The following is a 24,677-nucleotide window of genomic DNA, read 5'->3' on the forward strand; positions in this document are numbered from 1 at the left end:
CCCGCTCCGTCTGCACCGACGCCGAGGCGGCGCGCGTACCCTCGTCGGGTCGCATCCGATGCTCCCCGGAGGTCCGCATGTCCGCTCGCCCGTCCCGCACCACCACGGCTCTGATCGCCGGCGGAGTGGCCGCCGCGGGTGGGGCGCTCGCGGTGACCGGGGCGCTTCTCGCGTCGGCGCAGATCAACGGGCCGTGGCGCCCGAAGATGTTCTACACCTTCACCCCCTTCGAACTGCAGGTGCCGGCCGAGGATATCCGCTATCCGTCGGAGGACGGCGTGCGTCTGGCGGCCTGGTGGCTGCCCCAGCCGGGGGCGACCCACACCGTGATCTGCTCCCACGGTTTCCGCGGCAGCCGCGCGGACCTGCTCGGCATCGGCACCGGCCTGTGGCGGGCGGGGGCGAACGTGCTGCTGCACGACTTCCGCGGCAGCGGGGCCTCGACCGACGGACCCCGCTCCCTGGCCCACTACGAACAGGCCGACCTGCGGGCGGCGATCGGGTGGGTGCAGCAGCACGCCCCGGGCACCCGGATCGATCTGGTCGGGTACTCGATGGGCGCCGCGGTGAGTCTGCTGGTCGCCGCCCGGGACGAGCGCGTCGATGCGGTGGTGGCCGACTCGTCCTTCGCCGACATGGCCGGGGTGATCCGGGCGGCCGCCGCCGGATACCACGTGCCCGGCGGGGTGGTGCCGCTGGTGGACCTCGCCACCCGGTGGCGCTACGGCTACTCCTTCGCCCAGGTGCGGCCGGTGGACGTCATCGGGCAGGTCGCCCGCCGCATCCCGGTGCTGCTGTTCCACTCCACGGCGGACACCGTGGTGCCCGTCGAGCACGGGCAGCGGCTCGCGGAGGCGGCGGGTCCGTCGGCGCGGTTGGTCCTCACCCCCGGTGCGGACCACTGCGGCTCCTACTTCGCCGACCGGCCCGGCTACATCGCGACGGTGGCGGAGTTCCTCCGGATCCGCTGAGGCGGGCGGGCTTGCACACCGACCCAGGACTGGTTTAACCTTCAAGTATTCCGCCGGTCGGCGCCGGCGGCCACCGCTCGGGAGACCCGCCCCAGTCCGTCGGGCCTCCCCCGACCCTCAGGACGAACCACCATGCAGTTCGGCATCTTCTCCATCGCAGACATCACCCCGGACCCCACCACCGGTCGGGTCCCCACCGAGAACGAGCGCCTGCGCTCGATCGTGAAGCAGGCCCAGCTCGCCGAAGAGATGGGCCTGGACGTCTTCGCCCTCGGCGAGCACCACAACCCGCCGTTCGTGACGTCCTCCCCCACCACCACGCTGGCGTACATCGGTGCCCGCACCGAACGCATCATCCTGTCCACCGCGACCACCCTGATCACCACCAACGACCCGGTGAAGATCGCCGAGGACTATGCGATGCTGCAGCACCTCACCGGTGGCCGCGTCGACCTGGTGATGGGTCGCGGCAACACCGGCCCCGTCTACCCGTGGTTCGGCCAGGACATCCGCAAGGGCGTGGAGCTCGCCATCGAGAACTACGACCTGCTGCGCCGGTTGTGGCGGGAGGACGTCGTCGACTGGCAGGGCCACTTCCGCACCCCGCTGCAGCAGTTCACCTCCACCCCGCGCCCCCTCGACGGGGTTCCGCCGTTCGTGTGGCACGGGTCGATCCGCTCCCCGCAGATCGCCGAGCAGGCCGCCTACTACGGTGACGGCTTCCTGCACAACAACATCTTCTGGCCCATCCAGCACACCAAGCAGATGGTGCAGCTGTACCGCGAACGCTACGAGCACTACGGCCACGGCACCGCGGCCCAGGCGATCGTCGGCCTCGGCGGGCAGGCGTTCATGCGACCCAACAGCCAGGACGCCGTGCGCGAGTTCCGGCCCTACTTCGACCATGCCCCCGTCTACGGCGGCGGCCCCTCGCTCGAGGACTTCTCCCGCATGACCCCGCTCACCGTCGGCTCCCCGGAGCAGGTCGTCGAGCGGTACCTGACCTTCGCCGACGAGGTCGGCGACTACCAGCGGCAACTGTTCCTCATGGACCATGCCGGTCTGCCCGAGAAGACGGTCCTGGAGCAGATCGAACTGCTCGGCACCCAGGTGGTGCCGGCGCTGCGCAAGGAGCTCGACGCCCGCCGTCCGGCCGATGTCCCCGACGGCCCCACCCACGCCTCACTGGTGGCCGCGGCCGAGGCCGAGCGCGGCGCCTTCGACGACACGTACCGCTTCGAGACCGGTGACAACTGGACCGGTCTGCGGGCCGAGGACCACCCCGAGCAGCAGCAGGCGGGCCGTCGATGAGCGCGCGCCGAATCGTCGTCCTCACCGCAGGGCTCTCCACCCCCAGCACCACCCGCATGCTCGGCGACCAGCTCGCCCGCGCCGCCCGGGACGCCCTCGGGGCCCGCGGGGACCAGGTGCAGATCCACACCGTCGAGCTGCGGGAGATGGCCCACGAGCTCACCGACGCCCTGCTCACCCGCGTCCCCGGGGAGAACCTCGCGGCGGTGATCGAGCAGATCCGCGCCGCGGACGCCGTCATCGCGGTCTCCCCCATCTTCAACACCGGCGCGAGCGCCCTGTTCAAGATGTTCTTCGACGCGGTGGATGTGGAGCTGTGGCAGGGGCGCACCGTGCTGCTCGGCGCCACCGCCGGCAGCGCCCGGCACTCCCTCGCCCTGGAATACGCGCTGCGGCCGATGTTCGTGTACCTCAAGGCCCAGGTGGTCCCCACCGCCGTCTTCGCCGCCAGCGAGGACTTCGGCGGTATCGGCGAGGAGAGCCGCTCCCTCGCCGATCGTGCCCGCTGCGCCGGGGAGGAGCTCGCCGAGCTCGTCGTCGGGCGCACCGTCTCATCGACCACCGGTTCCGCGGACGCGCGGCGGGAGGACGGCGACGGGAACGACAGTCATGGGGAGGACACTGCGGCGGAACGCAGCGCCCGCGGCCGTGGCCTCGATGCGGAGTTCTCCGACTTCACCCCCATGGATCAGCTGCTCGGCCGCGGCTGACATCAATGCCGGGCGCACCTCCACCTCCGGTGGGGGTGCGCCCCCGTCCCCGGTATGACGGGCCCCTCCCGCCGGTGTCCCGCCGGGGGATCCGCTCGCGGGCCCGCCCGACGCACAGTGGCCCCATGGACACCACCGCACCGGCCTGTCCGACAGACGCCTCACCCGCCTGCGTCGTGACCGCATCGGCTTCGTGTTCCAGGCGTTCAACCTCGTGCCCGCCCTCACGACAGAGCAGAACATGGTGCTGCCATCGACCTCGCCGGTGGGCGCGTGGATCGCGACTGGATGGACGAGGTGGTGCGAGTGCTCGGTCTCTCGGACCGCCTCACGCATCGGCCCCATGAGCTCTCCGGAGGCCGGCAGCAGCGGGTGGCGGTCGCCCGGGCGCTGCTGACACGGCCCAATGTGGTGTTCGGCGACGAGCCCACCGGCAACCTCGACACCACCACCTCCGCGGAGGTGCTGGACCTGCTGCGGCGGTCCTCCCGCGAGATGGGCCAGACGATCATCATGGTCACCCACGACCCGTCAGCCGCCTCCTATGCCGACCGAGTAGTGATGCTCGCCGACGGGCTGCCCGCCGGGGAGATGGTGCGCCCCAGCAGCGAAGAGGTCGCCGCGGAACTGGGCCGCCTCCACGCGGTCACCATCGGCACCGCATTCCTCGCCGCGTCGTTCCTGGTGGGGTCCACATCCCGCGCCGCCCTTCGGGACATGCTCGGGGCGGGCATGTCCCGTGCCGACCTGGTGGTCCAGGCCGCCGCCGAGCAGGGAACCGTGGACTCCGGCGGCGCTCCCGCCCGCGCGCTCTACACCTCGGTGATCAACGCGATCCTGCTGGTCGTTGTGGCACTGCTGGCGGTGTCGGTGATGATCGCCCTGATCGGGGTGGCGAACACCCGCAGCGTGTCCGTCATCGAACGGACCAGGGAGAACTCCCTGCTGCGAGCGCTGGGTCTGACCACCGGCGGACTGCGCACCATGATCGCGCTCGAGGCGATCCTCATCAGCACCGTCGCCGCGGCCCTCGGCTGTGCCCTGGGGGTGTTCTACGGGTGGGCCGGGTCGCAGCTGCTGCTCTCCGAGGTCATCGCCGGGACCGCCTCCGTGGTGGTGCCATGGTTTCCGATCCTCGAGGTGCTCGCGGTCGCGGCCATCGCCGGGCTTCTGGCCTCGCTGGCCCCGACCCGGCGCGCCACCCGGCTCTCACCGGTCGAGGGACTGAGCACGACGTGACGCAGCCATGAGCCCGCCGCAGGGCTCACGAGCCGAGGCCGGTGGCCCGGGGGACGGCCCCGGGCCACCGGCCGTTCACCTGCACCCCGTACCGTCCCCGCCGACACCGTGGACCGACACGACGGCCGGGGCGAGCGATAAGGGGTGGAGTGGTCATGGACATCACCGAGCTCTCCATGGACATCATCCGCACCCTCGGCGGCCCCGGCATCGCCCTGCTGCTGGCCGCCGAAGCACTGTTCCCGCCGATCCCCGGGGAGGTGCTGCTGCCGTTCGTCGGAGTCACCGCCGCTGCGGAGGGTCGCGGTGTGCTCGCCCCGATCCTGTGGACCACCACTGGGTCGGTCCTCGGCGGCCTCGGGGTGTACGGCATCGGGCGCGGCCTCGGCCTACGCCGGGCACGCGGCCTGGCGGACGGCGTACCGCTGCTGGATCCCGCCGACGTCGACACCGCCGTGCGGTTCTTCGATCGTCATGGCACGGCCGCGGTGATCACCGCCCGGTTCGTGCCGGTGGTGCGCACCTTCATCTCCGTGCCCGCCGGGATCGAACGCATGCCCGTGGCACTGTTCGCCCTGGCCACCGGGATCGGCTCCGGCATCTGGAACGGCGTCTTCGTGACGGTCGGGTACCTGTTCGGCACCGCCGGGGGTGACGCCCTGCAGCGGTTCGTCCAGATCTATTCCACGGTGCTGGCGGTGATCGCGGCCGTGGCGATCGCCGGGTTCGTGCGACGGCGCCTACGGGACCGCCGCCAGCAGGTGGGGCGCTCTACCCTGGAGCCGTGACGAGCTCGTCCTCCCCCGCGCACCCCGCGGCGGACGTCGGCCGATGGTTCTCCACCGCCACCTCCCCCGCCCCCGGCACCCGCGGACTGCCGCGCATGCCCCGTTGGGACCCGATCCCCTCGGACCAGTACGGCCACGTGAGCCCCCGGGCCGAGCGCCTCGCCGCCCTGCGACTGCTGCAGGGTCGGCCAGTCGCGGTGCTGACAGGGGCGGGCATCTCCACCGGGTCCGGGCTGCCCGACTACCGCGGCCGTGACAGCGTGCCCCGCTCCCCCATGACCTTCCAGGAGTTCACCGGCTCTGACCTGGCGCGACGCCGATACTGGGCACGCTCCACCGTCGGCTGGGAGCACTTCGGGCGGGCCCGCCCCAACGCCGCCCACCGGGCCCTCTCCACTCTGCAGACCCTCACCCCGATCACGGCGGTTATCACCCAGAACGTGGATGGTCTGCACGAGCGGGCCGGGTCGCATCCCGTGATCGACCTTCACGGCCGCCTCGACACCGTCCGCTGCCTCGACTGCGGGGCCCTCAGTTCCCGCGCCGCCCTGCACGACCGGCTGTTGCGGATGAACCCCGAGGTGGCGCGGCGGCTGCCGCACCTGGCGGCCGACGCGGCCCAGGCTCCTGACGGCGATGCCGAGGTCGACCGCACCGCGTCCTTCCGGTACCCCGAATGCCCGCTGTGCGGTGGGGTGGTGAAACCGGACGTGGTGTTCTTCGGGGAATCCGCGCACCGCGAGGTCGTGGCGCGGGCCGCACAGGCGGTCGCGTCGGCGGACGCGCTGCTGGTGTTGGGATCCAGCCTGAGCGTGCAATCGGGGCTGCGGTTCGTGCGGCAGGCGTCCCGGGCCGCGATGCCCGTGGTGATCGTCAACGACGGACCCACGCGGGGGGACGCCCTGGCGACCGCCCGGATCCACGGCCGCCTCGAGGACGTCCTCGCGGAATGGGTCGATGAGCTGCGGCTCAGCGCCCCGCCGGGACCCTGACGAGGTCATCGGGGCGAGACGCCCGAGCGCGGTCGGCGGGAATGTCGGGCCGCAGCAGGTGCCACACCAGCGCGGCCGCGCACAGTGCCAGGCCCAGCAGCAGCGGCACGCGGGTCACGGTGGTGAACACCGCCGACGTGAGTGGGCCGGTGAGCACGGCCGAGGTGGAGGACGTCAGTCCCGCCGCCAGCCCACCGAGCAGCGCCGCCCGCACCAGCCAGCGGGCGGGGACCTGGCCGGAGTGCCGCACGGGGCGCGGGTCGGAGGTGTCGGCGCCACGCAGCCACGCCGTGTGCAGGGCCCGCAGGATCAGCAGCGCCACCCCCATCGAACCCAGCAGTGACAGGCCGTACTGCAGCCAACTCGTTCCCGGCAATCCCGCATGCACCTCCCGGAACCATGCGACGTTCCGCCACGCCCAGCCACCCTCATGGGTGAACTGATCGAGGCCCACATGCGTCGCCGCCCCCATCCACAGCGCGACCACGGCGCGCAGCACCCCGGCGGGGGTGGTGGGCGTCGGCGTCGGAGAGATCACCAGTCCGTCGCGGAGGCGTCGGGGCAGGGCGTCGGCGAGGGGCCACCGCACCAGCAGCCACAGCGCCCACAGCACCGCGCCGGTCCCCAGGCACGCGATGAGGATCCCGGGGATCGTGTGCGTGTGCTCATAGGTGAGCCCCAGCGCCGTCAGAGACGCCGTGGTACGCGGGCCCGCGCTGCCGAGGAACAGCGGCACATCCGGGGTCATCGCCCCGATCGCGAGACCCGCGACAGGCAGACCCAGGCGCCGCAGCGGCACCGCGAACAGTGGATGGGCGAGCGTGTAGGGCATGGCGGCAGTCCACCACGAGCGGCCGACACCCGGCAGCGGGGCCCGGCGGTGTTCACAGGACCCGACCGGAACAGCACCCGAATCCCCGCCGCATGCGCAGAGCCCTCACATCTCCGCCACGTGGCGGGCCCGCAGCGGCCGATGGCCGGGGCACCGCTCACGCGGTCACATGTCGGCGTACCGCGCACGGAAGACGCAGTAGACCCCGAAGAGGATCAGCCCCGCCCCGGTGAGCACCAGCAGGATCGTCCCCACCGGCATTCCGGCCAGGGCCTTCAGGGCGCCGTCCAGCCCGGTCGCCTGCTCCGGGTTCGCCCGCAGCGCCGCCCAGCCGAAGAGGATCCCCACCGACGCCAGCGCGAGCCCCTTCGCGACATACCCGACCACCCCGGTCACGACGACCGCCGGCCCCACCGCGGGATGGTGCGAGCCGCGCTCGAGGTCGTCCACGAATCGCCTGGTCGCACCCTTCACCACGTGGTACCCGCCGATCGCGAGGACCACCAACCCCAGCAGCGCCACCAGCATCCGTCCCAGCGGCATGCCCATCAGGGTGGAGGTGACACTGGCGGACTGCTCTCCGGAGTCCGAGCTCCCTCCCGCGGCGAACCGCAGCGCCGTCGCCGCCAGCACCCCGTACGTGACGGCCTTGCCCAGGGACTTGACCGCGTGCACCGCGCGGTCGGAGGTCTCACGCTCCCGCCGCGCCCCGAACCAGGCGTCCAGCCCCAGCCACAGCGCCAGCGCGATCATCACCAGACCACCGACCCACAGCAGCACCCCGCCGAGCGGCAGCTGCGCGAAACTGCGCAGCGCCCCACCCTGGTCGGCGTCACCCCCGGCACCGAAGGCGATCCGCAGGGCGATCCACCCGATCATGGCGTGCACCAGACCGCTCATCACGAAACCCAGCCGGGCCACCCGCTCCACCCACGGGTTCTCGGCGACGTCCTGGGCCACATCCTCCACGGACTGTGCGACGTCCCGCCCGGTGGCGCCCTTCTGCGGCGAAGTCCCCGTCACGTTCCCTGCTCCTCACCGCGCCCGTCGGGAGCGCCCCGCTGCCGCCCCGGGGCGACGCGCCCGGGCGGGTTCAGGGTAGGGCACCGGGAGAGGGTGCGCGCGGCACAATGGCCGCACCCCGACCCGACCAGGAGGCTCCCGTGGCCCGACTCAAACAGACCCTCGGCCTACCTTCGCTGATCGCACTGGGTGTGGCCGGTGTGGTCGGATCCAGCTGGATCTACACCTCGTCCCGTTTCTTCGCCGACCTCGGTGCCGGCGGCATGATCCTCGGTCTGCTCCTCGGCGCCTCCCTCGCCGCCTGCGTGGCCCTCGCCTACGGGGAGCTCACCAGTGCGGTGCCGCGCGCCGGCGGTGAGGTGGTGTGGGGATACACCGCCCTCGGCCGCCCCGCGGGCTTCGCCACCGGGTGGTTCCACATCGGCGCCTACCTGTCGTCCCTCGCGTTCTATGTGACGGCCTTCGGGACCCTGCTGGGCCGGTACGTGCCCGGTTTCGATGCGCTGCCGCTGTGGAGCGTGAACGGGGAGGCGGTGACCGCGCCGGTGCTGGCCGTCGGACTGCTCCTGACGCTGATCGTGTTCGGCCTCAACTGGTTCGGGGTCTCACTCGGGGCGCAGGTGCAGGTGGTGCTGTTCGCGATCATGATCCTCATCGGTCTGGCGCTGGTGGTGACAGCGCTCATCGCAGGGTCACCCGCGAACCTGTGGCCGATGTGGGCACCCGAGCAGGAACCGGTGTCCTCGACCCTCCGGATGGTGGTGCCGGGTATCACCTACGTGGTCGGGTTCTCCCTGGTGGCGGTGCTGGCGGAGGAGTCGTCGCTGCCGCCGCACCGTGTCGGCCGGGCCGTGGTGCTCACCGTGGCGTGCGCCGCCGCCTTCTACACCGCCGTGCTGCTGGCCACCGCCTACGTGGTGCCGTGGGAGACCCTCGCCGACCCGGAGCGGCAGGGCACCATCGACGCGTTCACCGACGCCGGGTTCCCGCTGCTGGGCCTGGGGGCGTTCCTGATCGGCGTGCTGGGCCTGGTCACGAGCTTCCTGGGGCTGTTCGTGGCCGCCAGCCGGGTGGTGCTGGCGCTGAGCCGCTCCCGTCTGCTGCCCCACGGGCTGTCCGTGGTCGATGAACGGTCCGGGGTGCCGCGGCGGGCACTGCTGTTCGTCCTGGTCGCCACGATCCTGCCGGGCCTGCTGGGGCCGGGGGCGATCATCTGGTTCCTGGATGCGGGCGGGGTGTTCCTCGGCATCGTGTGGCTGCTGGTGGTGATCGCCAAGTACCGCATGCCGCGCGTGTACCCGGGCCTGCACTACGGCTACCGCGCTCGTCCGGCGTTCCTCCCGGCGATCGGGGCGATCGGGGCGGTGCTGGTGATCCTGTTCGCGCTGCTGCCCGGCACGGGTCTGTCACTGGTGTGGCCGGCGGAGCATCTCATGCTGGTGGGCTGGGCGCTGCTCGGCGTGGTGCTGTATCTGGTGACGCCGGCCCCGCGGGATGCGGAGGCGGCGTTCGACGACATGCTCGGGCCGCTGGCGCCGACGCTGCGGGAGGCGCGGCGGGGTGGGGCGCATGGCGCTGGGCGTCGTGCGCACCAGGCTGCTGATCGGGCGGTTGATCGGGCCGCTGATCCGGGCCGCTGATCCGGGTCGCGGTTTCCTCCCCAGGGGCGGATCATCCCCAGTCGGAACAGTGAAGCGGGCGGGTTGCCCCGCGGGGCTCCTAACCTCCTGCTGACCCGGACGGACCGGGGCGTGAGGCGAGGAGGTGCCGGCGGTGAGGACAGCGACATCGACCGGCCCCGGTGCTCCCACTCCCGCGGAGTGGATCGGCCAGGCGCGCGCGCTGCTGGAGGCTGCCGCCGCGAGTTTCACCCTGGACGGCACTCCCCCGCCACAGGGACCCGCTCCGAGCGACCGCGACAGGATCGAGGCGATCGCTGCCCTGGAGGGATTGCGCGGCGCCGTCGGGGCTCTGCAGGCGCGCCTCCAGGTCGCGTTCCGCGACGCCCAGGTGGAGCAGCAGCGCGAGCAGGGCGTGCGGCCGGAGCATCTGGGCCGAGGGATCGCCGACCAGATCGCTCTGGCGCGGCGCATCTCTCCGTCCCAGGAGCAGAAGCATCTGGATCTGAACGCGGTGCTGGTCGAGTCCCTGCCACAGACCCTCGAGCATCTGGCCTCGGGAACGGTCCATGAGACCGCGGCCCATGAGGTCGCGAAGGCCGTACGGACGCTGGGCGAGGCGGATCGCGCCGCGGTGGACCGGGCCCTCGCTGAGGACCTCCCGACGCTCACCCCCCGTCAGGTGGCCCGATCGGCCCGCGCCGTCGCCGACCGTCTGCAACCGACCGCCATGACGGAGCGGCACCGCGTCGCCCGAGACGGCCGCTGTGTCCTGCTGCAGCATGAGGAGGACGGCATGGTGCGGCTCTCCGCGTTGCTGCCGGTCGAGAAGGGTGTCGCGGCGCACGCCGCTCTGGAATCCCACGCCCGGGCGCGGCTCGCCACCGGGGATGAACGCACCCGGGGGCAGATCATGGCCGACGTGATGGCGGAGCTGCTGCTGCACGCCGCAGGGGCCGGACGTCCGTGCCCGCCCTCCTCGAGAGCCGACGACGTCGACGGGAGGACCGCGGCCCCGGCGGTCGGCATCGAGGTCCAACTGATCATGACCGATCTGGCTCTCCTCGGCGGCGATGACGAGACCGCGCAGCTGAACGGCATCCCCGTGCCCGCCGCCATCGCCCGCCACCTGGCACTGGGTGAGGACCCGGCCGACCCGACCGGGACAGAAGGGATCCGAGAGGGCACCCGCTGGATCCGGCGGCTCTACACCCATCCCGCCACCGGGGATCTGCGGGCGACGGACCCCCGCCGACGCACCTTCCCCGCGGACGTGCGCCGGTTCCTCACCCTGCGGGAGCGGACCTGTCGACATGCCCACTGTGATGCCCCCGTACGGGACATCGACCACGTGCAGCGCTACGCCGACGGTGGTGAGACTGTGCCGGGGAACGCTGTGGCCACCTGCCAGCGCCACAACCTTGCCACGGAGATGCCCGGGTGGCGGAAAGAACTGCACACCGACCCCGCCACCGGGGCCACCGAGCTGAGGGTGACCACGCCCACCGGACATCGGTACACCAGCACCGCTCCCCGGCTGCGGGGTCCCGCGGTGGGCGACGCCACCCCTGAGGACGACAGAGCGGGGCCGGGCGCTCCCTGAGTGGGAGACACCCGGCCCCGGTGAGAGGCGCACCGCCCCGGAAGGACGGGTGCGTGTCTCAGTGACGCGCGAGCTGTGCCATCGTGCGGTCGTACTCCTCCAGCACACGCTGCGACGGCTTCGGAGTCATGAGCGACACGACGATCGCGAGGACGAGGCAGACCAGGAAGCCCGGCACGATCTCGTATAGACGCTCCGGCAGCAGGCCAAAGAGGGTGCCCAACTCGGTCTTGCCCCACAGGAACGCGACCACCGCACCGCTGACCATGCCCGCCAGAGCACCGGCCGTCGTCAGGCGGCGCCAGAACAGGGACAGGAGCACGATCGGCCCGAAGGCGGCGCCGAAACCGGCCCACGCGAAACCGACCAGGTCGAGGATGGTGTTGCTCGGGTTCAGGGCCAGCAGCATGGCGATGATCGACACCACCAGCACCCCCGCACGGCCGTACCACAGCTGCACCTTCTCCGAACGCTCCCGGCGGCCGCCGAGGATGCCGATCAGATCCTCCACCAGCGCGGAGCTGGTGACCACCAGCTGCGAGGAGATGGTGGACATGATCGCCGCGAGCACCGCCGCGAGCAGGAAACCCGCGGCGAGGGGATGGAAGAGGATCTGGGCGAGGTCGAGGAAGACGGTCTCACCGTTCTCGGTGTCCGTGAGGATCGCATCCTGGTTCTGCTGGAAGTACGCCAGACCGGCGAGGGCGGTGAAGATCGCCCCGACGGCGCACAGGATCATCCAGCCGATGCCGACGACCGTGCCGTACCGGGCGTCCCGCGAGGACCGCATCGCCATGAAGCGCACGATGATGTGCGGCTGGCCGACGTACCCCAGGCCCCAGGCCAGAGCGGACAGCACCCCGATGAACGTGGCCCCACCGGTGAGGGAACCGAAATCCGGGTTCACCTCGGCCACCGAGCGGAACATCTGCGCCGGGCCCCCCACCGCGAACATGCCCATGATGGGGACGATCAGCAGCGAGACGAACATGATCAGGCCCTGCACCACGTCCGTGTAGGTCGCACCGAGGAAGCCCCCGAACAGTGTGTACAGCACGGTCACGCCACCGACGAGCATCATGCCCGCGAGGTACGAACCGCCGAACGACGACTCGAAGAACCGACCGCCGGAGACCATGCCCGAGGACACGTAGAACGTGAAGAACACCAGGATCACGGCGCCGGCGGCGATGCGCAGCAGCCGGGAGCGATCATGGAGACGGTTCTCGAAGAAGCTCGGCACGGTGATGGAATCACCGGCCACCTGCGTGTACTCCCGCAGACGAGGCGCGACGAAGATCCAGTTGAGAGCGGCGCCGACGGTGAGGCCGATGGCGATCCACGCCTCCACCAGACCGGACATGTACAGGGCGCCGGGGAAACCCATGAGGAGCCAGCCCGACATGTCGGAGGCCCCTGCGGAGAGTGCGGCGGTGAACGGGTGCAGAGAGCGGCCGCCGAGCATGTAGTCGTCGCCGCTGCGGGTCTTGAGGAAGGCGTAGAGGCCGATGCCGATCATCGCGAGGAAGTAGATCGCGATCGCGATGATCTTGAAGGTGAGGTCCAACGTCACGTCCTTGTCGTCGGAGGGATGGGTGCGGCGTCACGATAGTGCCGACCGGACGGTTCTCCGAGCGGACGTGACGCATCTGGCGTGAGGGACCAGTCCTCAGCCCTTCACTGCGCCGAGCGAGGTGTTCATGATCCGCCGCTGGAAGATCAGGAACACAACCGCGACCGGCAGCGTCATGAGTGTCGCAGCCGCCAGCTTCAGCGGGTACTGCGACCCCTGTGACAGCTGCCCGGACGCGAGCTGCGCCACGCCCTTGGTGAGAGTGGTCAGCTCCGGGCTCTGGGTCGAGACGATGAAGTGGTTCAGCTCGTTCCACGACCCCTGGAAGGACAGGATGATGATGGTCATGAGAGCCGGGGTGGCCATCGGCAGGACGATCGACCAGAACGTGCGGAAGGTTCCCGCCCCGTCGATCCGCGCCTGCTCCTCGACCGACCGGGGGATCGACTCGAAGAAGTTCTTCATGATGAAGATCCCCGCTGCGTCGGCGAGAAGGGGGACCGTCATTCCGGCGAACGAGTCGTAGATCCCCAGGGTGTTCACTACCAGGAACTTGGGGATCAGCAGCACCACTCCGGGCACGGCCATCACTGCGATAAGCAGGGCGAAGACCGCTCCCCGTCCGCGGAAGTCGAGACGCGCCAGTGCGTACCCAGCCAGCGAGTTCAGGAACACGCGCCCAAGGGTCACGATGAGGGTGACGACGAAGCTGTTCCGGATCCAGGTGGGGAAGTCGGAGTTCGCGAAGAGCCGCTGATAGGCGGCACCGGTCCAGGTCTCGGGCACGAGCGACAGAGGGTTCGACGCGGCATCCGGTTCGGTCTTGAAACTCGTCACCACCTGGACGAGGAACGGGAAGATGTAGATGGCGGCGACGAGGAACAGCAGGATCCACAACACAGGTGCGACCCCTCGGCCGGCTGGCACTCGGTGACGTCGCCCGGCTGCGGGTGCCGGGGTGCTGACAGCAGTGCTCATCGCACACTTCCTTCCGCGGGGGCAGCGTGGGTCGCAGCGGCGGCACGGCGTCGCCGGGAACGGGAAGCGGGATCCCGTTCCACCAGGGCGAGGCGCTGCAGAACAGTGAAGATCACGATGATCGCGAACAGGATGAAACTAATCGCGGCGCCCTGCCCCCATCGCTGGCTCTCGAAAGCCGACGTGTACGACAGATAGGCGGGTGTGAGGGTGGTCTTCGACGGCCCCCCTTGCGTGCCGGTGTAGATCTGATCGAACACCTGCCAGGTGCCGATCAATCCCAGGGTCAGAACCGTGAACAGCGTCGGACGCAGCTGGGGCAGGGTCACACGAAGGAAACGTTGCACGGCTCCGGCACCGTCCATCATAGCCGCCTCCTCGACCTCGGGATCCAAGGCCTGCAGGGCGGCCAGGAACAGCAGCATGAACGTTCCGGAGGTGGTGAACACTGCCATCAGAACGAGGGCGCTCATCGCCACCGACGGTCCGGCGAGCCACTCCCACGGGGTGACCCCGAGGGGTCCGCGCTGCGTGAGCGCGGCGGGCGGGCTGTCCACACCGAACCAACTGAGCAACACGTGAACGACGCCCCGAGGGTCCTGGAACCAGTTGGGACCGTTCAGACCGATGAACGAGATCGCTTTGTTAACTACGCCGTTGTCGTTGAACAGGAACAGCCACAGCACGGTGATGGCGACAGCGCTGGTGACGGATGGGAAGTAGAAGGCTGTGCGAAAGAAGCCCTTGCCCCGCAACGCTCGTTGGTTAACCGCCACAGCGAGCAGCAAAGCCACGACGGTCTGCAGCGGCACCACCGCCAGCACGTAGTAGAGATTGTTCCGCAGGGCGAGTCCGAAGTCCCGCTGCGCCAGGCCGGGTTCGCTGAGGATCGCGGAGTAGTTCCGCAGACCGACGAACCCGACCTGGGAGCTGAAGGGGCTGCCCCGTCCTGTCCAGTCGGACAGGCTCACCCACAGGGCCATGAGGACCGGGACCACCAGGAACAGCCCCAGGATCACGATGACCGGCAGCGTGAACAGCCAGCCTGCCGCGGCGTCCTTGCCCAGGAGCCGGTGGCGTCGACGGTGCATGGCAGCGCCTTCCGTTGGTACGTTCGCGGGCAGTCGCCGCGATCAGCCGCCGAGGGCAGCCTGCAGGTTGGTCTGGACTGAGTTCAGGATCGTCTTCGGGTCCGAGCTCCCCAGCGTCTCCAGCTGTGAGTTCAGGTCGGCGATGACGTCAGACGTGCCGGCCTGGGCGGGCGGATTCTTGGCGTACCCCGCTCCAGCCATGAAGGGCGCCAGATCCGGGTACTCGGCCGACCAGTCCTCGGCAGTGGACTGCACAGATGGCATCACACCGAAGGCCTTCGCGAAGGCCATCTGCTGCTCGGGGGAGGTGAGGTGCTCGATGAGAGAGCGCGCCTGGTCCTTGTTTGTCGAGCCCGCCGCGAGCCCCCAGGCGTTGGAGAACTGCAGAGTGCCCTTCCCTCCGGGACCGGCGGGCAGCTCGACGACCCGATACTTGACGTCCGGGAAGTCGTTGCTGAGGGCACCGGTGATCCAGTTGCCCTCGATGACCATCGCCGCCAGCCCCTTGCCGAACGCCTCCCCGCCCCAGCCTGCGCCGAGGTCCTTGGCGAACTTCAGCGAACCGTCGGCCATCATGGATTTGACGAAGGTCAAGGCCTCGATGTTCTGCGGGGAGTCGGCGGTAGCCCTGCCATCCGTCACCAGCTCTCCGCCAGCCTGAGCCATGAAGGCGCCCAGGCGCTGGTACTCCGCCCCCATGGACAGACCGACGACATCACCCTGAGTCAGTTTGGTGGCAGCTGCGTGGAGTCCATCCCAGTCGGTGGGAATGTCGGCGTCGGTGAGACCAGCAGCGCTCCACAGGTCGGAATTGATGATCAACGCCAGCGTGGAGAAGTCCTTCGGAGCGGCGTAGAAGGTGCCGTCAAGGGTGAAGGCCTCCACGAGCTTGGGGAAGAAGTCCGCCTTGTTGGCGAGGTCGTCGCCATAGGCCTCGATAGACCCGTTGCCCGCAAAACCGGCGAGGGCATCGGTCGACAGGTAGAACACATCCGCCGGCTTGCCCGAGGCGAAGCCCTGGGAAAGCTGCTGGTTCAGATCGGACGCCACGATCACCTCAGCCGCGGTTCCACTCTGCTGGCTCCACGCGGCCACCGCATCCTTCACGGCCTTGGTCTCCGCGTCACCGGAAGAACCGATCAGGACGCTCAGAGCACCGCCGGATCCACTTCCTGCGTCACTTCCACCGGAACCGGTGCCACCGGAATCGGAGTCAGCATCCTCGAAACCGCTGCCTCCGCAGGCGGCGAGTGTGAGTCCCAGAATGGGCACGGCGCCCGCGGTCAGCGCACGACGGGTGATTCGGGGGGTGGGGATCATGGTGTCCTCCTGTTTTCGGTGTGGTGCCCGGGGGCGGGGTCAGTGGGGAAGCCGCGTCAACGTCGCCTGACTGTCGGCGGCAGGAGCTCCTGCGGAAGCGGGGAAAGCTGATCGGCGGAGGTCTCGATGCGGGCGACGATCCGGTCGACCATGACCTGCGCCACCTGCTCGAGAGGCTGGTCGACGCTGGACAGACCGAGAGCCTGCGCGACGGGGGTGTCGTCGAAGCCGATCGTCCGTCCGAGCAAATCGGGGCGGCCTCCGATACGGAGGTGGGCGGCTACTCCGAGAGCGAGCGTGTCGGATACGCAGACGAATGCGTCGGCCCCGCGCTCCATTAGTGATGCGGCAGCGGCGGCACCCTCGGCGACACCGTCCTCCTGCCGGACCTCGAGTACCGGGTCGACGACTTCGCCCGCGTCGATGAGCGCGTCCCGATACCCAGCGTGTCGATCGTCCCCCACCTCTGAACCCTCCGGCCATCCCACGAAGGCGATCTTCCGTGCTCCTTCGGCGAGCAGCGATCGTGTGGCCTCCAGGGTCCCCGCGCGACCGTCTACGTCCACCCAGTCATGCGCGGCTACGGCATTCCCATCGGTTCCACTTCCCCAGGGGCGGCCGAACACCACGAAGGGAATGCCCTGCTCTGCGAGCCACGTCGGTCGCCGGTCTCCCCGGGCCGTGGAGGTCAGGAGGAACCCATCGAGGGAATAGGTGGCACGCAGTTCCGCGAATCGCGCGATCTCCACCTCATCGTCCGCGGCCTCGAACAGCAGCACCCGGTAACCGCGATCCGCGGCACGGGCTGTGACCGCATGGAGGAGCCGGTCGAGCACGGTCCCGTTGATGCCATCAGCGGCCCGATGCATGCGATATCCGAGCAGGCCGGAACGACGGGTCCGCAATTGTCGGGCGGCGGCACTGGGTCGATACCCCACCCGGCGGATCTCCGCCTCGACGATGCGTCGGGTGGCGGGGGCGACGCGGGCGGGGTCGTTGAGCACGTTGGAGACGGTCTGGCGGGAAACCCCGGTCGCGGCCGCGATGGACTGCAGAGTGGCATTCCGGGCTCTGCCCGTGCTCACCGTCGTGCGTCCCATGGGGGTCCTCCTGCGGGGTGCCGCCAGCAGGCTCCACTGCTTACCTGGGCGACGCGCAGATGGAGGATCAAACCTTTCGAACCGGTTGTTTGATCGATCAAACTATTGAAGGAATCGTGCGATGGCACCACTGCCGATGTCAAGCCCTCCCGGCCACATCGCCCCTCGGGCCGATGCCCCCTGCAACCTCCGGAGCATCCTGATCATGGACTCACCGAACCCCCCTCCGCCACTCCGACCGCCCCACCGAGCGCCACCAGCCGTTCATCCACGACCTGCTGGGGGTGCTCCGCGCCCCCATGCAGGTGTGGTCCCAACCGGATGGGTCCATCGGCTCCACCGGCGCCGAAGGCATCTACCTCGGCGACACCCGGCTGGTGGATCGACTCACCCTTGACTCCCCGCACGCGGACCTGACACCCGTCGGAGTCCACCGCGCCTCCGCTGCCGAGGCTGTGCTGCGCACCGTGGTCTCGGCCGACGATGACGTGGTAGACCCCCTGGTGACCCTGGAGCGCCGTCGGACTGTCGACATCGACGGGGTGCGGGAGACGATCACCCTGGCGCCGACTGACGAGCGACCGCGGCATCTACGCCTGCGCCTGACGCTTCGCACCGATGACTCCCCGATGAGCTGGGTGAAGGACCATCGACGTGGTGCCCACCCCTCAGCGCAGCGCCCTACACCGACCCCGACCGCCGAGGGTGGTGCCACCTGGTCCACGCCCGGTGGTGCCACCGCCCTCATCACCGCATCCGGGTTCGACGCCGCTGTGACCGTTGACGGATCACTGGTGGTGCTGGACGCGCATCTGCAGTGTCCCCCGCGCGGCACTTCAGCGTTGACCTGGGCACTGACCTGCGAGGATGCTGTGCTGCCGGTGGCTGGGCTGGCCGAGACGTGGCCCGCTGCGCACACCCGGCCGGGTCCTCCCGGGCACGCCGCGGACGAGAGGGCCGCCGCCGCGCGCCTGCTGCACCGGTCCCTGCAGGACCTGGAGTCACTGCGGCTGCACCTGCCGGGCCGCCCCGAGGAATGGTTCCTCGCCGCCGGCGCCCCCTGGTATTTCACGCTGTTCGGGCGGGACAGCCTGATCGCCGCCTCTCTGTTGTTGCCGCTCGACCCCTCGGTGGCGGCCGGCACCCTGCGGACGCTCGCCGCCCGGCAGGGCACGCACCGTGATGCGGCCACGGCCGAACACCCGGGGAAGATCCTCCACGAGCTGCGCGCCGCGGGCATGGGCATCGGGCACACCCACCTGCCCCCGGTGTACTACGGAACCATCGATGCCACGCCACTGTGGATCTCCCTGCTGCACGACACCCACCGGGTTGCCCCGCACCTGGGTCTGCTCAGGGAGCTGGCACCGCAGCTGCGGGCCGCCGCGCAGTGGTTGCTCGAGGAGGGTGACGCCGACGGGGACGGTCTGCTGGAGTATCTCGACGAGCTCGGTACCGGGCTCGCGAATCAGGGTTGGAAAGACTCCGGGGACTCGATCCGTTTCGCCGATGGGAACCTCGCCGAGGGGACGATCGCCCTGGTGGAGGTCCAGGGGTACGCGGTGGCGGCCGCCCGCAACGCCGCGGACCTGCTGGAGGAGCTCGCCGCCGCCGGGAACGGCCCCACACCCGCAGCGAACCGCGCCGTCGACACCGGCTCCGCGGACCTGCCGCAGCGCCTGCGCGAGAGGGCGGAGCTGATCCGCGCCCGGGTCCACGAGCGCTTCTGGTGTGAGGACGAACTGGGCCCCTACCTGGCGCTCGCGCTGGACGGTCGGAAGCAGCCGGTCGATGGTGTCGCCTCGAACATGGGGCATCTCCTCGGCACGGGGCTGCTGGATGCGGCACAGGAGTCCCACGTGGTCCGGCGCCTGCTGCACCCGACGATGTTTTCCGGCTACGGGGTCCGGACCCTGTCGACCACGAACGGCGCCTACGGCCCGCTGCGCTACCACGGCGGCAGCGTGTGGACCCATGACACGGCGATGATTCTTCGGGGCATGCTGCGAGAGGGCTTCACCGAGGAGGCCCGGCAGGTGGCACAGGGTCTGTTGCGGGCGGCGGAGGGCTTCGACCTGCGTCTGCCGGAGCTGTTCAGCGGGGTGTCCGCCGACGAGGTGTTTCCGCCGTTGCCGTATCCGGCGTCGTGCCGCCCGCAGGCGTGGGCGGCGGCCTCGGCGGTGCCGATGGCGCAGGCGCTCGGAGCTCTCTGACCTCCAACCGCGCCGCGTCCCCGCACCCCTGCCGCCGTTGCCGCGTGGTGTGACCTGTCACCGCCCGTGGGCGACGACGTCCGCCTGCGCCTCTCCACGCAGCACCGCGAGGGCGCGACGCACGCGCAGCGCACCCCAGCCGGAGAGCAGGTCGGCCTCGTCCTCGTCGACCAGGCGCCACTCGTCCAGCTCGGTCCTCTGCAGCACGATCCGCTCCCGCAGCTCGGCCTCCGGCAGCATCCCGGCGTCGAACACGAAGTGCAGACCCATGGGGGCACCGATCTCCGCGCGTGGCGGGACCCAGTCGACGGTGAGCAGGCGCCCGATGGGCAGGTCGAGGCCGAGTTCCTCGCGGACCTCCCGCTGGGCGCAGCGGCGGGGGTCCTCGCCCGGGTCGACACCGCCGCCGGGCAGCAACCAGTGGGGGCGGTAGTTGGGTTTCTCGATCAGCACCCGTCCGTGCTCGTCCCGCAGGATCACGGCCCCGGAGGTGATGACCTTCGGCAGGCCCGCGAAGTACACCGGGTCCGGCAGCAGCTCGCTCATCCGGCCATGGTGTCACGGCCTGCACCGTGGTCCCTCTCGCGCAGCTCCCTGCAGCGCCGGTTACTCTCCGACTGGCGACCGAACGGTACGCCCCCGCTGGGTCAGTGGGCCGCGACTCGTCAGGAGCGTCATGACCACCACTTCCACTGCTCCCGCCCCCGATCGGACTGTCGACGTGGTCGTCATCGGTGCCGGCCCCGTCGGTGAGAACGTCGCGCAATACGCGATCGAGGGCACCGAGGCGACAGCGCTGCTAGTCGAGGAGGGGCTGGTCGGCGGTGAGTGCTCGTACTACGCGTGCATGCCGTCGAAGGCCCTGCTGGGCCCACTCGCGGTGGCACGCACCACCGAGCTGCTGCCCGGGGTGAGCACCGCCCGTCCGGACCGCGATGCTCTGCTGGAGCGTCGTGACGTGTGGGTGTCGCAGTACGACGATTCCGGGCAGGTCGAGTGGGCCGAGGGCGCGGGCATCCCGGTTCTGCGCGGCCGCGGTCGCCTCGTCGGTGAGCGCCGGGTGGAGGTCACCGCCCCGGACGGCTCCCGCACCGTGGTGGAGGCTCGACGGGCGGTGGTCCTGGCGACCGGTTCGACCCCGGTCATCCCGGAGGCGGTGGCGCAGGTGGCGCCGTGGACCAGCCGCGATGCCACCGGTGTGGTGGAGGTCCCCGGTCGCCTAGCGATCATCGGCGGCGGGGTCGTGGCGGTGGAGGCCGCAACATGGATGCAGGCGCTCGGCGCCCAGGTGACGATGCTGATCCGCGGTGAGCGACTGCTCAGCCGCTTCGAGCCGTTCGTGGGGGAGGCGGTGCGGGCCGCCCTCGAGGCGCGTGGCGTCACGGTCCGCACCGGTGTGGCCGTCTCCGCCGCCGACCGGCCCACGGTGCGGCAGGACGTCGGCGAGGAGGTGCCGGGGGTTTCGACCGGCCTGGGTCGCCTGCACGGGGGCCCGGTGCGGCTGCACCTGGGCGCCGACATCCTGGAGGCCGACGAGGTGCTGGTGGCGACCGGCCGCCGCCCCGCCCTCGACGACCTCGGCCTGGACACGGTGGGGATCGACCCCTGCACCGTCACCGACGCGACGGATGGGCTGCCCTCGTGGCTTCACCTCGTCGGCGACGCCTCCGGGGAGACGCCCCTGACGCACTGGGGCAAGTACCGCGCCCGGGTGATCGGGGAACGGATCGCCGCCTCTCTGGGGGCACCGGCCACCGCCCCGGCCCCAGTGGAGGTCCCGGTGCCGCAGGTGGTGTTCACGGACCCGCAGGTCGCGACGGTCGGACTGACGGAGGCCGCGGCGCGTGAGGCCCACCGGGGCGTGGTCACCGCGACGGTCCCCTACGGCAGTGCCGCGGGCACCTCGCTGCTGCGGGATGAGGTGCAGGGGACCGCGTCGATCGTGGTGGACTCCGAGTCGGGGTTGTTGCTCGGTGCGACGTTCGTCGGACCGGAGTGTGCAGAGCTGATCCACGCCGCGACGGTCGCGATCGTCGGGCGAGTGCCGGTGTCGGTGCTGCGGCACGCCGTGCCGTCCTATCCGACGGCCTCGGAGCTGTGGCTGCGGTTGCTGGAGGAGCTGCCGCGCGAGCTGCGGTGACCGCGCGGTCCGCTCGCAGTCGTGCGACGGGCACCTCGCGAGTCCTCTCGCAGCGAACACGCCCTTGTGCCGGCGGGCTTCGGGGAGCACGGTGGAGGCATGACTGACACCACCGCATCCGATCTGTCGAACCGTTCCGTCCTCTTCCTCGCCCGCAACGGGGTGGAGGAACCGGAGCTGAAGAAGCCGCTGGAGGCCCTGAAGTCCTCCGGCGCCCGCGTGACCCTGTTGTCTCCCCAGACCGAGCCGGTCGTCGCCCTGCGTGGGGATTGGGATCGCGGCGAGGAGTTCCCCGTCGACGGCCCGCTCTCCGGCGCCTCCGCCGACGACTATGACGCCCTCGTGCTGCCCGGTGGCACCCTCAACGCCGACGCCCTGCGCGCGGATGACGATGCCGTCCGCCTGGTGAAGGAGTTCGCCGCGGCCGGGAAGCCGATCGCCGCGATCTGCCACGCCCCGTGGGTGCTGATCGAGGCCGGCCTCACCGACGGGCTGCGCATGACCAGCTACTCCTCGCTGCGCAGCGACCTGGTGAACGCCGGGGCCGACTGGGTGGACGAGGAGGTCGTGACCGACAAGGGCATCACCACCAGCCGCACCCCGGACGATCTCGAGGCGTTCATCGGTGAGATCCGCTCGCGTCTGGCCTGACCCCGCCGTCCCATCCCCCTGACGACCGGAGGGCCCGGACACCACACGGTGTCCGGGCCCTCCCCTGTCTGCTGACGTCTGCCGGCGGGCGGGTCAGCCCGCCGAGCCGACAAGGTCGGCTGATCGCGGTCAGCCGTACAGCGCGTCGACGTCCTCGTCCATCCACCCGCGGGTGCGTTCCACGGCCTTCTTCCACAGACGCAGGTAACGCTCGCGGGTCTCCTCGTCCATGGAGGGCTCCCAGCGCTTGTCCTCGTCCCAGTTGTCGATGACGTCCTGCTCGCCGTCCCAGAAACCGACGGCGATGCCGGCGGCGTAGGCGGCGCCCAGGGCGGTGGTCTCGATGACCTTCGGACGCACCACGGGCACACCGATCATGTCGGCCTGGAACTGCATGAGCAGCTCGTTCTTCACCATGCCGCCGTCGACCTTGAGCTCGGTGAGCTCCACACCGGAATCGGCGTTCATCGCGTCGAGCACCTCGCGGGACTGGAAGGCGGTGGCCTCCAGCACGGCCCGGGCGATGTGGTTCTTCGTGATGTAGCGGGTGAGGCCGACGATGGCGCCGCGGGCGCTGGCGTCCCAGTGCGGCGCGAACAGGCCGGAGAACGCGGGCACCACGTAGGCACCGCCGTTGTCCTCCACCTTCTCGGCGAGCTTCTCGATCTCCGGGGCGTCCTTGATCAGGCCCAGGTTGTCGCGCACCCACTGCACGAGGGAGCCGGTCACGGCGATGGACCCCTCGAGGGCGTAGATCGGCTTGTTGTCGCCGATCTTGTAGCACACGGTGGTCAGCAGCCCGTTCTCGGAGCGGACCAGCTCCTCACCGGTGTTGATCAGCATGAAGTTGCCGGTGCCGTAGGTGTTCTTCGCCTGGCCGACCTCGAAGCAGGCCTGGCCGAAGGTGGCGGCCTGCTGGTCGCCGAGGATGCCGGCGATCGGGGTGTCGATGAGCAGCGACTCCTTGGCACCGTGGCCGTACACCTCGGAGGAGCTCTTGATCTCCGGGAGCATGGACAGCGGGATGCCCATGTCGGCGGCGATATCGGCGTTCCAGTCGAGGGTGTCGATGTTCATCAGCATGGTGCGGGAGGCGTTGGTGACGTCGGTGACGTGCACGCCGCCGTTCACCCCGCCGGTCAGGTTCCACACCAGCCAGGAGTCGGTGTTGCCGAAGAGCAGGTCGCCCTTCTCGGCCTTCTCCTTGGCGCCGTCGACGTTCTCCAGGATCCAGGTGATCTTCGGGCCGGAGAAGTAGGTGGCCAGCGGCAGACCGACGCGCTCCTTGTACTTCTCGTCGCCCTCGTCGCCGGCGAGTCGGTCGCAGATCTTCTGGGTGCGGGTGTCCTGCCACACGATCGCGTTGTAGACGGGTTCACCGGTGGTCTTGTCCCACACCACCGCGGTCTCGCGCTGGTTGGTGATGCCGACGGCGGCGATCTGGTGGCGGTTGATGTTGGCGCGGGAGAGTGCCTGGCCGATGGCCTCGCGGGTGTTGTACCAGATCTCCTTGGGGTCGTGCTCCACCCATCCGGCGCGCGGGAAGATCTGCTCGTGCTCGAGCTGACCGGTGGAGACGATCTGGCCGCTGTGGTCGAAGAGAATGGCTCGGGACGAGGTGGTGCCCTGGTCGATGGCGAGGATGTACTTCTTGTCGTCGGACATGAGAACTCCTGTGTTCTGTGTGGGGTCCAGCGGACGGATCGGTCAGGGAGTGGTGGGCGGGTGCGGGTTTCCGATCACCGGGTGGTCGATCAGACCAGCACCATGGAGACGAGACCGGCGAGGACGCCGCCGACGATCGGGCCGAGGATCGGGACCCAGGCGTAGCCCCAGTCGGACCCACCCTTGTGGGGGATCGGCGCGGCGGCGTGGAAGAGACGCGGGCCGAGGTCACGGGCCGGGTTGATGGCGTACCCGGTGGGGCCGCCGAGGGAGGCACCGATGCCGACGACGAGCAGCGCGACGGCGAGCGGGCCGAGGCCGCTGGGCGAGGAGCCGAACATGATCACCACCAGGACCAGCACGAAGGTGCCGATGACCTCGGTGAGGAAGTTGCTCAACGGGTTGCGGATCTCGGGACCGGTGGCGAAGGTGCCGAGGATGGCGCCCTGGTCGGTCTCCTGGGCGTAGTGGTCCTTGTAGGCGAGCCACGCCAGCGCCGCGCCGAGGAAGCCGCCGATGAGCTGGGCGATCAGGTAGGCGATGGTGTTGGGGAGGGTAACCGCGATACCGGGCGCGAACTCGTCGGCGCCGCTGGCGAGCAGGCCGAAGGTCACGGCGGGGTTGAGGTGGGCACCGGACTTGAAGGCGACGTAGACGCCGGCGAAGACGCCCAGGCCCCAGCCGAAGTTGATCAGGAGCCAGCCGCCCCCGTTGCCCTTCGTCTTGGTCAGGATGGCGTTGGCGACGACGCCGACACCGAGCAGCAGCAGGATCGCGGTGCCCGCGATCTCATACAGGAAGATGGTTCCCATCAGGTGGTGTTCTCCTCATCGAGCGGGTGGGCGGAGGGTCCGCCCG

At 70.3% G+C, this 24,677-nt stretch carries 20 protein-coding genes and 2 pseudogenes; 12 read left to right on the forward strand and 10 right to left on the reverse strand.

Annotated features, from left to right (window positions below; all coding sequences use genetic code 11):
• The first annotated feature begins 77 nt into the window (after positions 1-77).
• The 7 genes and pseudogenes from JSY14_RS05630 (at position 78) to JSY14_RS05660 (ending at position 6,011) form a co-directional block, all read left to right on the forward strand.
• Entirely contained in the window at positions 78-971 is an 894-nt protein-coding gene (locus tag JSY14_RS05630; protein ID WP_259557801.1) for an alpha/beta hydrolase, read from the forward strand.
• A gap of 132 nt (positions 972-1,103) precedes the next feature.
• Positions 1,104-2,282, forward strand: coding sequence for an LLM class flavin-dependent oxidoreductase (locus JSY14_RS05635; RefSeq protein ID WP_259557802.1), 1,179 nt, complete (start codon positions 1,104-1,106; stop codon positions 2,280-2,282).
• The gene (locus tag JSY14_RS05640) at positions 2,279-2,992 is read left to right on the forward strand and encodes a CE1759 family FMN reductase (protein ID WP_259557803.1); all 714 of its coding nucleotides are present in this window, start codon (positions 2,279-2,281) and stop codon (positions 2,990-2,992) included. The genes JSY14_RS05635 and JSY14_RS05640 overlap by 4 nt, the downstream gene beginning before the upstream one ends.
• A 127-nt stretch (positions 2,993-3,119) precedes the next feature.
• A pseudogene (locus tag JSY14_RS05645) lies at positions 3,120-3,637 on the forward strand (ABC transporter ATP-binding protein); the annotation flags it as partial.
• A 222-nt stretch (positions 3,638-3,859) separates the two neighbouring features.
• Positions 3,860-4,231: pseudogene (locus tag JSY14_RS05650) on the forward strand (ABC transporter permease); the annotation flags it as partial.
• Between the two features lie 155 nt (positions 4,232-4,386).
• Positions 4,387-5,019 (forward strand): DedA family protein, encoded by a 633-nt coding sequence (locus tag JSY14_RS05655; protein WP_259557804.1) that lies wholly within the window; start codon positions 4,387-4,389, stop codon positions 5,017-5,019.
• Positions 5,016-6,011: an NAD-dependent protein deacetylase gene (locus tag JSY14_RS05660; protein ID WP_259557805.1), complete on the forward strand. Its 996-nt coding sequence runs from the start codon at positions 5,016-5,018 to the stop codon at positions 6,009-6,011. Before JSY14_RS05655 ends, JSY14_RS05660 begins: the two co-directional genes overlap by 4 nt.
• Here the strand turns inward: JSY14_RS05660 and JSY14_RS05665 are convergent.
• Together JSY14_RS05665 and JSY14_RS05670 are read right to left on the reverse strand one after the other, a co-directional pair.
• Positions 5,989-6,843, reverse strand: coding sequence for a DUF4184 family protein (locus JSY14_RS05665; RefSeq protein ID WP_259557806.1), 855 nt, complete (start codon positions 6,841-6,843; stop codon positions 5,989-5,991). The two genes, JSY14_RS05660 and JSY14_RS05665, sit on opposite strands and share 23 nt — an antisense overlap.
• Before the next feature lie 165 nt (positions 6,844-7,008).
• Positions 7,009-7,866, reverse strand: a complete 858-nt coding sequence (locus tag JSY14_RS05670; RefSeq protein WP_259557807.1) for a DUF1206 domain-containing protein — start codon at positions 7,864-7,866, stop codon at positions 7,009-7,011.
• Positions 7,867-8,006: 140 nt separating this feature from the next.
• On the opposite strand from JSY14_RS05670, the gene JSY14_RS05675 reads away from it, so the two are divergent.
• Together JSY14_RS05675 and JSY14_RS05680 are read left to right on the forward strand one after the other, a co-directional pair.
• Positions 8,007-9,506, forward strand: a complete 1,500-nt coding sequence (locus JSY14_RS05675; RefSeq protein WP_259557808.1) for an APC family permease — start codon at positions 8,007-8,009, stop codon at positions 9,504-9,506.
• 133 nt (positions 9,507-9,639) lie between these two features.
• A complete protein-coding gene (locus JSY14_RS05680) occupies positions 9,640-11,088 on the forward strand; it encodes an HNH endonuclease signature motif containing protein (RefSeq protein ID WP_259557809.1) in 1,449 nt (482 codons plus the stop codon).
• 58 nt (positions 11,089-11,146) lie between these two features.
• On the opposite strand, the gene putP is transcribed toward JSY14_RS05680, so the two are convergent.
• The 5 genes from putP to JSY14_RS05705 all read right to left on the reverse strand — a co-directional run bounded on the left by putP (position 11,147) and on the right by JSY14_RS05705 (position 17,150).
• Entirely contained in the window at positions 11,147-12,655 is a 1,509-nt protein-coding gene (putP, locus tag JSY14_RS05685) for a sodium/proline symporter PutP (protein ID WP_285892253.1), read from the reverse strand.
• Between the two features lie 102 nt (positions 12,656-12,757).
• On the reverse strand, positions 12,758-13,639 hold the full coding sequence (locus tag JSY14_RS05690) for a carbohydrate ABC transporter permease (RefSeq protein WP_432803603.1): 882 nt from the start codon (positions 13,637-13,639) through the stop codon (positions 12,758-12,760).
• Positions 13,636-14,730, reverse strand: a complete 1,095-nt coding sequence (locus JSY14_RS05695) for a carbohydrate ABC transporter permease (protein ID WP_259557815.1) — start codon at positions 14,728-14,730, stop codon at positions 13,636-13,638. The genes JSY14_RS05690 and JSY14_RS05695 overlap by 4 nt, the downstream gene beginning before the upstream one ends.
• A gap of 42 nt (positions 14,731-14,772) precedes the next feature.
• Positions 14,773-16,050 carry a sugar ABC transporter substrate-binding protein gene (locus JSY14_RS05700; RefSeq protein WP_259557818.1) on the reverse strand — a complete coding sequence of 426 codons (1,278 nt, stop codon included), beginning with the start codon at positions 16,048-16,050 and terminating at the stop codon, positions 14,773-14,775.
• Between the two features lie 56 nt (positions 16,051-16,106).
• Positions 16,107-17,150 carry a LacI family DNA-binding transcriptional regulator gene (locus tag JSY14_RS05705; RefSeq protein ID WP_259557819.1) on the reverse strand — a complete coding sequence of 348 codons (1,044 nt, stop codon included), beginning with the start codon at positions 17,148-17,150 and terminating at the stop codon, positions 16,107-16,109.
• Positions 17,151-17,434: 284 nt separating this feature from the next.
• Between JSY14_RS05705 and JSY14_RS05710 the strand changes: the two genes are divergently transcribed.
• A complete protein-coding gene (locus JSY14_RS05710) occupies positions 17,435-19,363 on the forward strand; it encodes an MGH1-like glycoside hydrolase domain-containing protein (protein WP_259557820.1) in 1,929 nt (642 codons plus the stop codon).
• A 57-nt stretch (positions 19,364-19,420) separates the two neighbouring features.
• Here the strand turns inward: JSY14_RS05710 and JSY14_RS05715 are convergent, their stop codons facing one another.
• Positions 19,421-19,909, reverse strand: a complete 489-nt coding sequence (locus JSY14_RS05715) for an NUDIX domain-containing protein (RefSeq protein ID WP_259557821.1) — start codon at positions 19,907-19,909, stop codon at positions 19,421-19,423.
• Positions 19,910-20,039: 130 nt separating this feature from the next.
• On the opposite strand from JSY14_RS05715, the gene JSY14_RS05720 reads away from it, so the two are divergent.
• The gene (locus JSY14_RS05720) at positions 20,040-21,503 is read left to right on the forward strand and encodes a dihydrolipoyl dehydrogenase family protein (RefSeq protein WP_259557822.1); all 1,464 of its coding nucleotides are present in this window, start codon (positions 20,040-20,042) and stop codon (positions 21,501-21,503) included.
• 99 nt (positions 21,504-21,602) lie between these two features.
• Positions 21,603-22,154, forward strand: a complete 552-nt coding sequence (locus JSY14_RS05725; protein WP_259557823.1) for a type 1 glutamine amidotransferase domain-containing protein — start codon at positions 21,603-21,605, stop codon at positions 22,152-22,154.
• A gap of 129 nt (positions 22,155-22,283) precedes the next feature.
• On the opposite strand, the gene glpK is transcribed toward JSY14_RS05725, so the two are convergent.
• On the reverse strand, positions 22,284-23,819 hold the full coding sequence (gene glpK / locus JSY14_RS05730; protein WP_259557825.1) for a glycerol kinase GlpK: 1,536 nt from the start codon (positions 23,817-23,819) through the stop codon (positions 22,284-22,286).
• 89 nt (positions 23,820-23,908) lie between these two features.
• Positions 23,909-24,631 (reverse strand): MIP/aquaporin family protein, encoded by a 723-nt coding sequence (locus JSY14_RS05735; protein WP_259557827.1) that lies wholly within the window; start codon positions 24,629-24,631, stop codon positions 23,909-23,911.
• Between the last annotated feature and the right edge of the window lie 46 nt (positions 24,632-24,677).

It is taken from the genome of Brachybacterium sillae, from assembly GCF_025028335.1.
Classification (GTDB): Bacteria; Actinomycetota; Actinomycetes; order Actinomycetales; family Dermabacteraceae; genus Brachybacterium; species Brachybacterium sillae.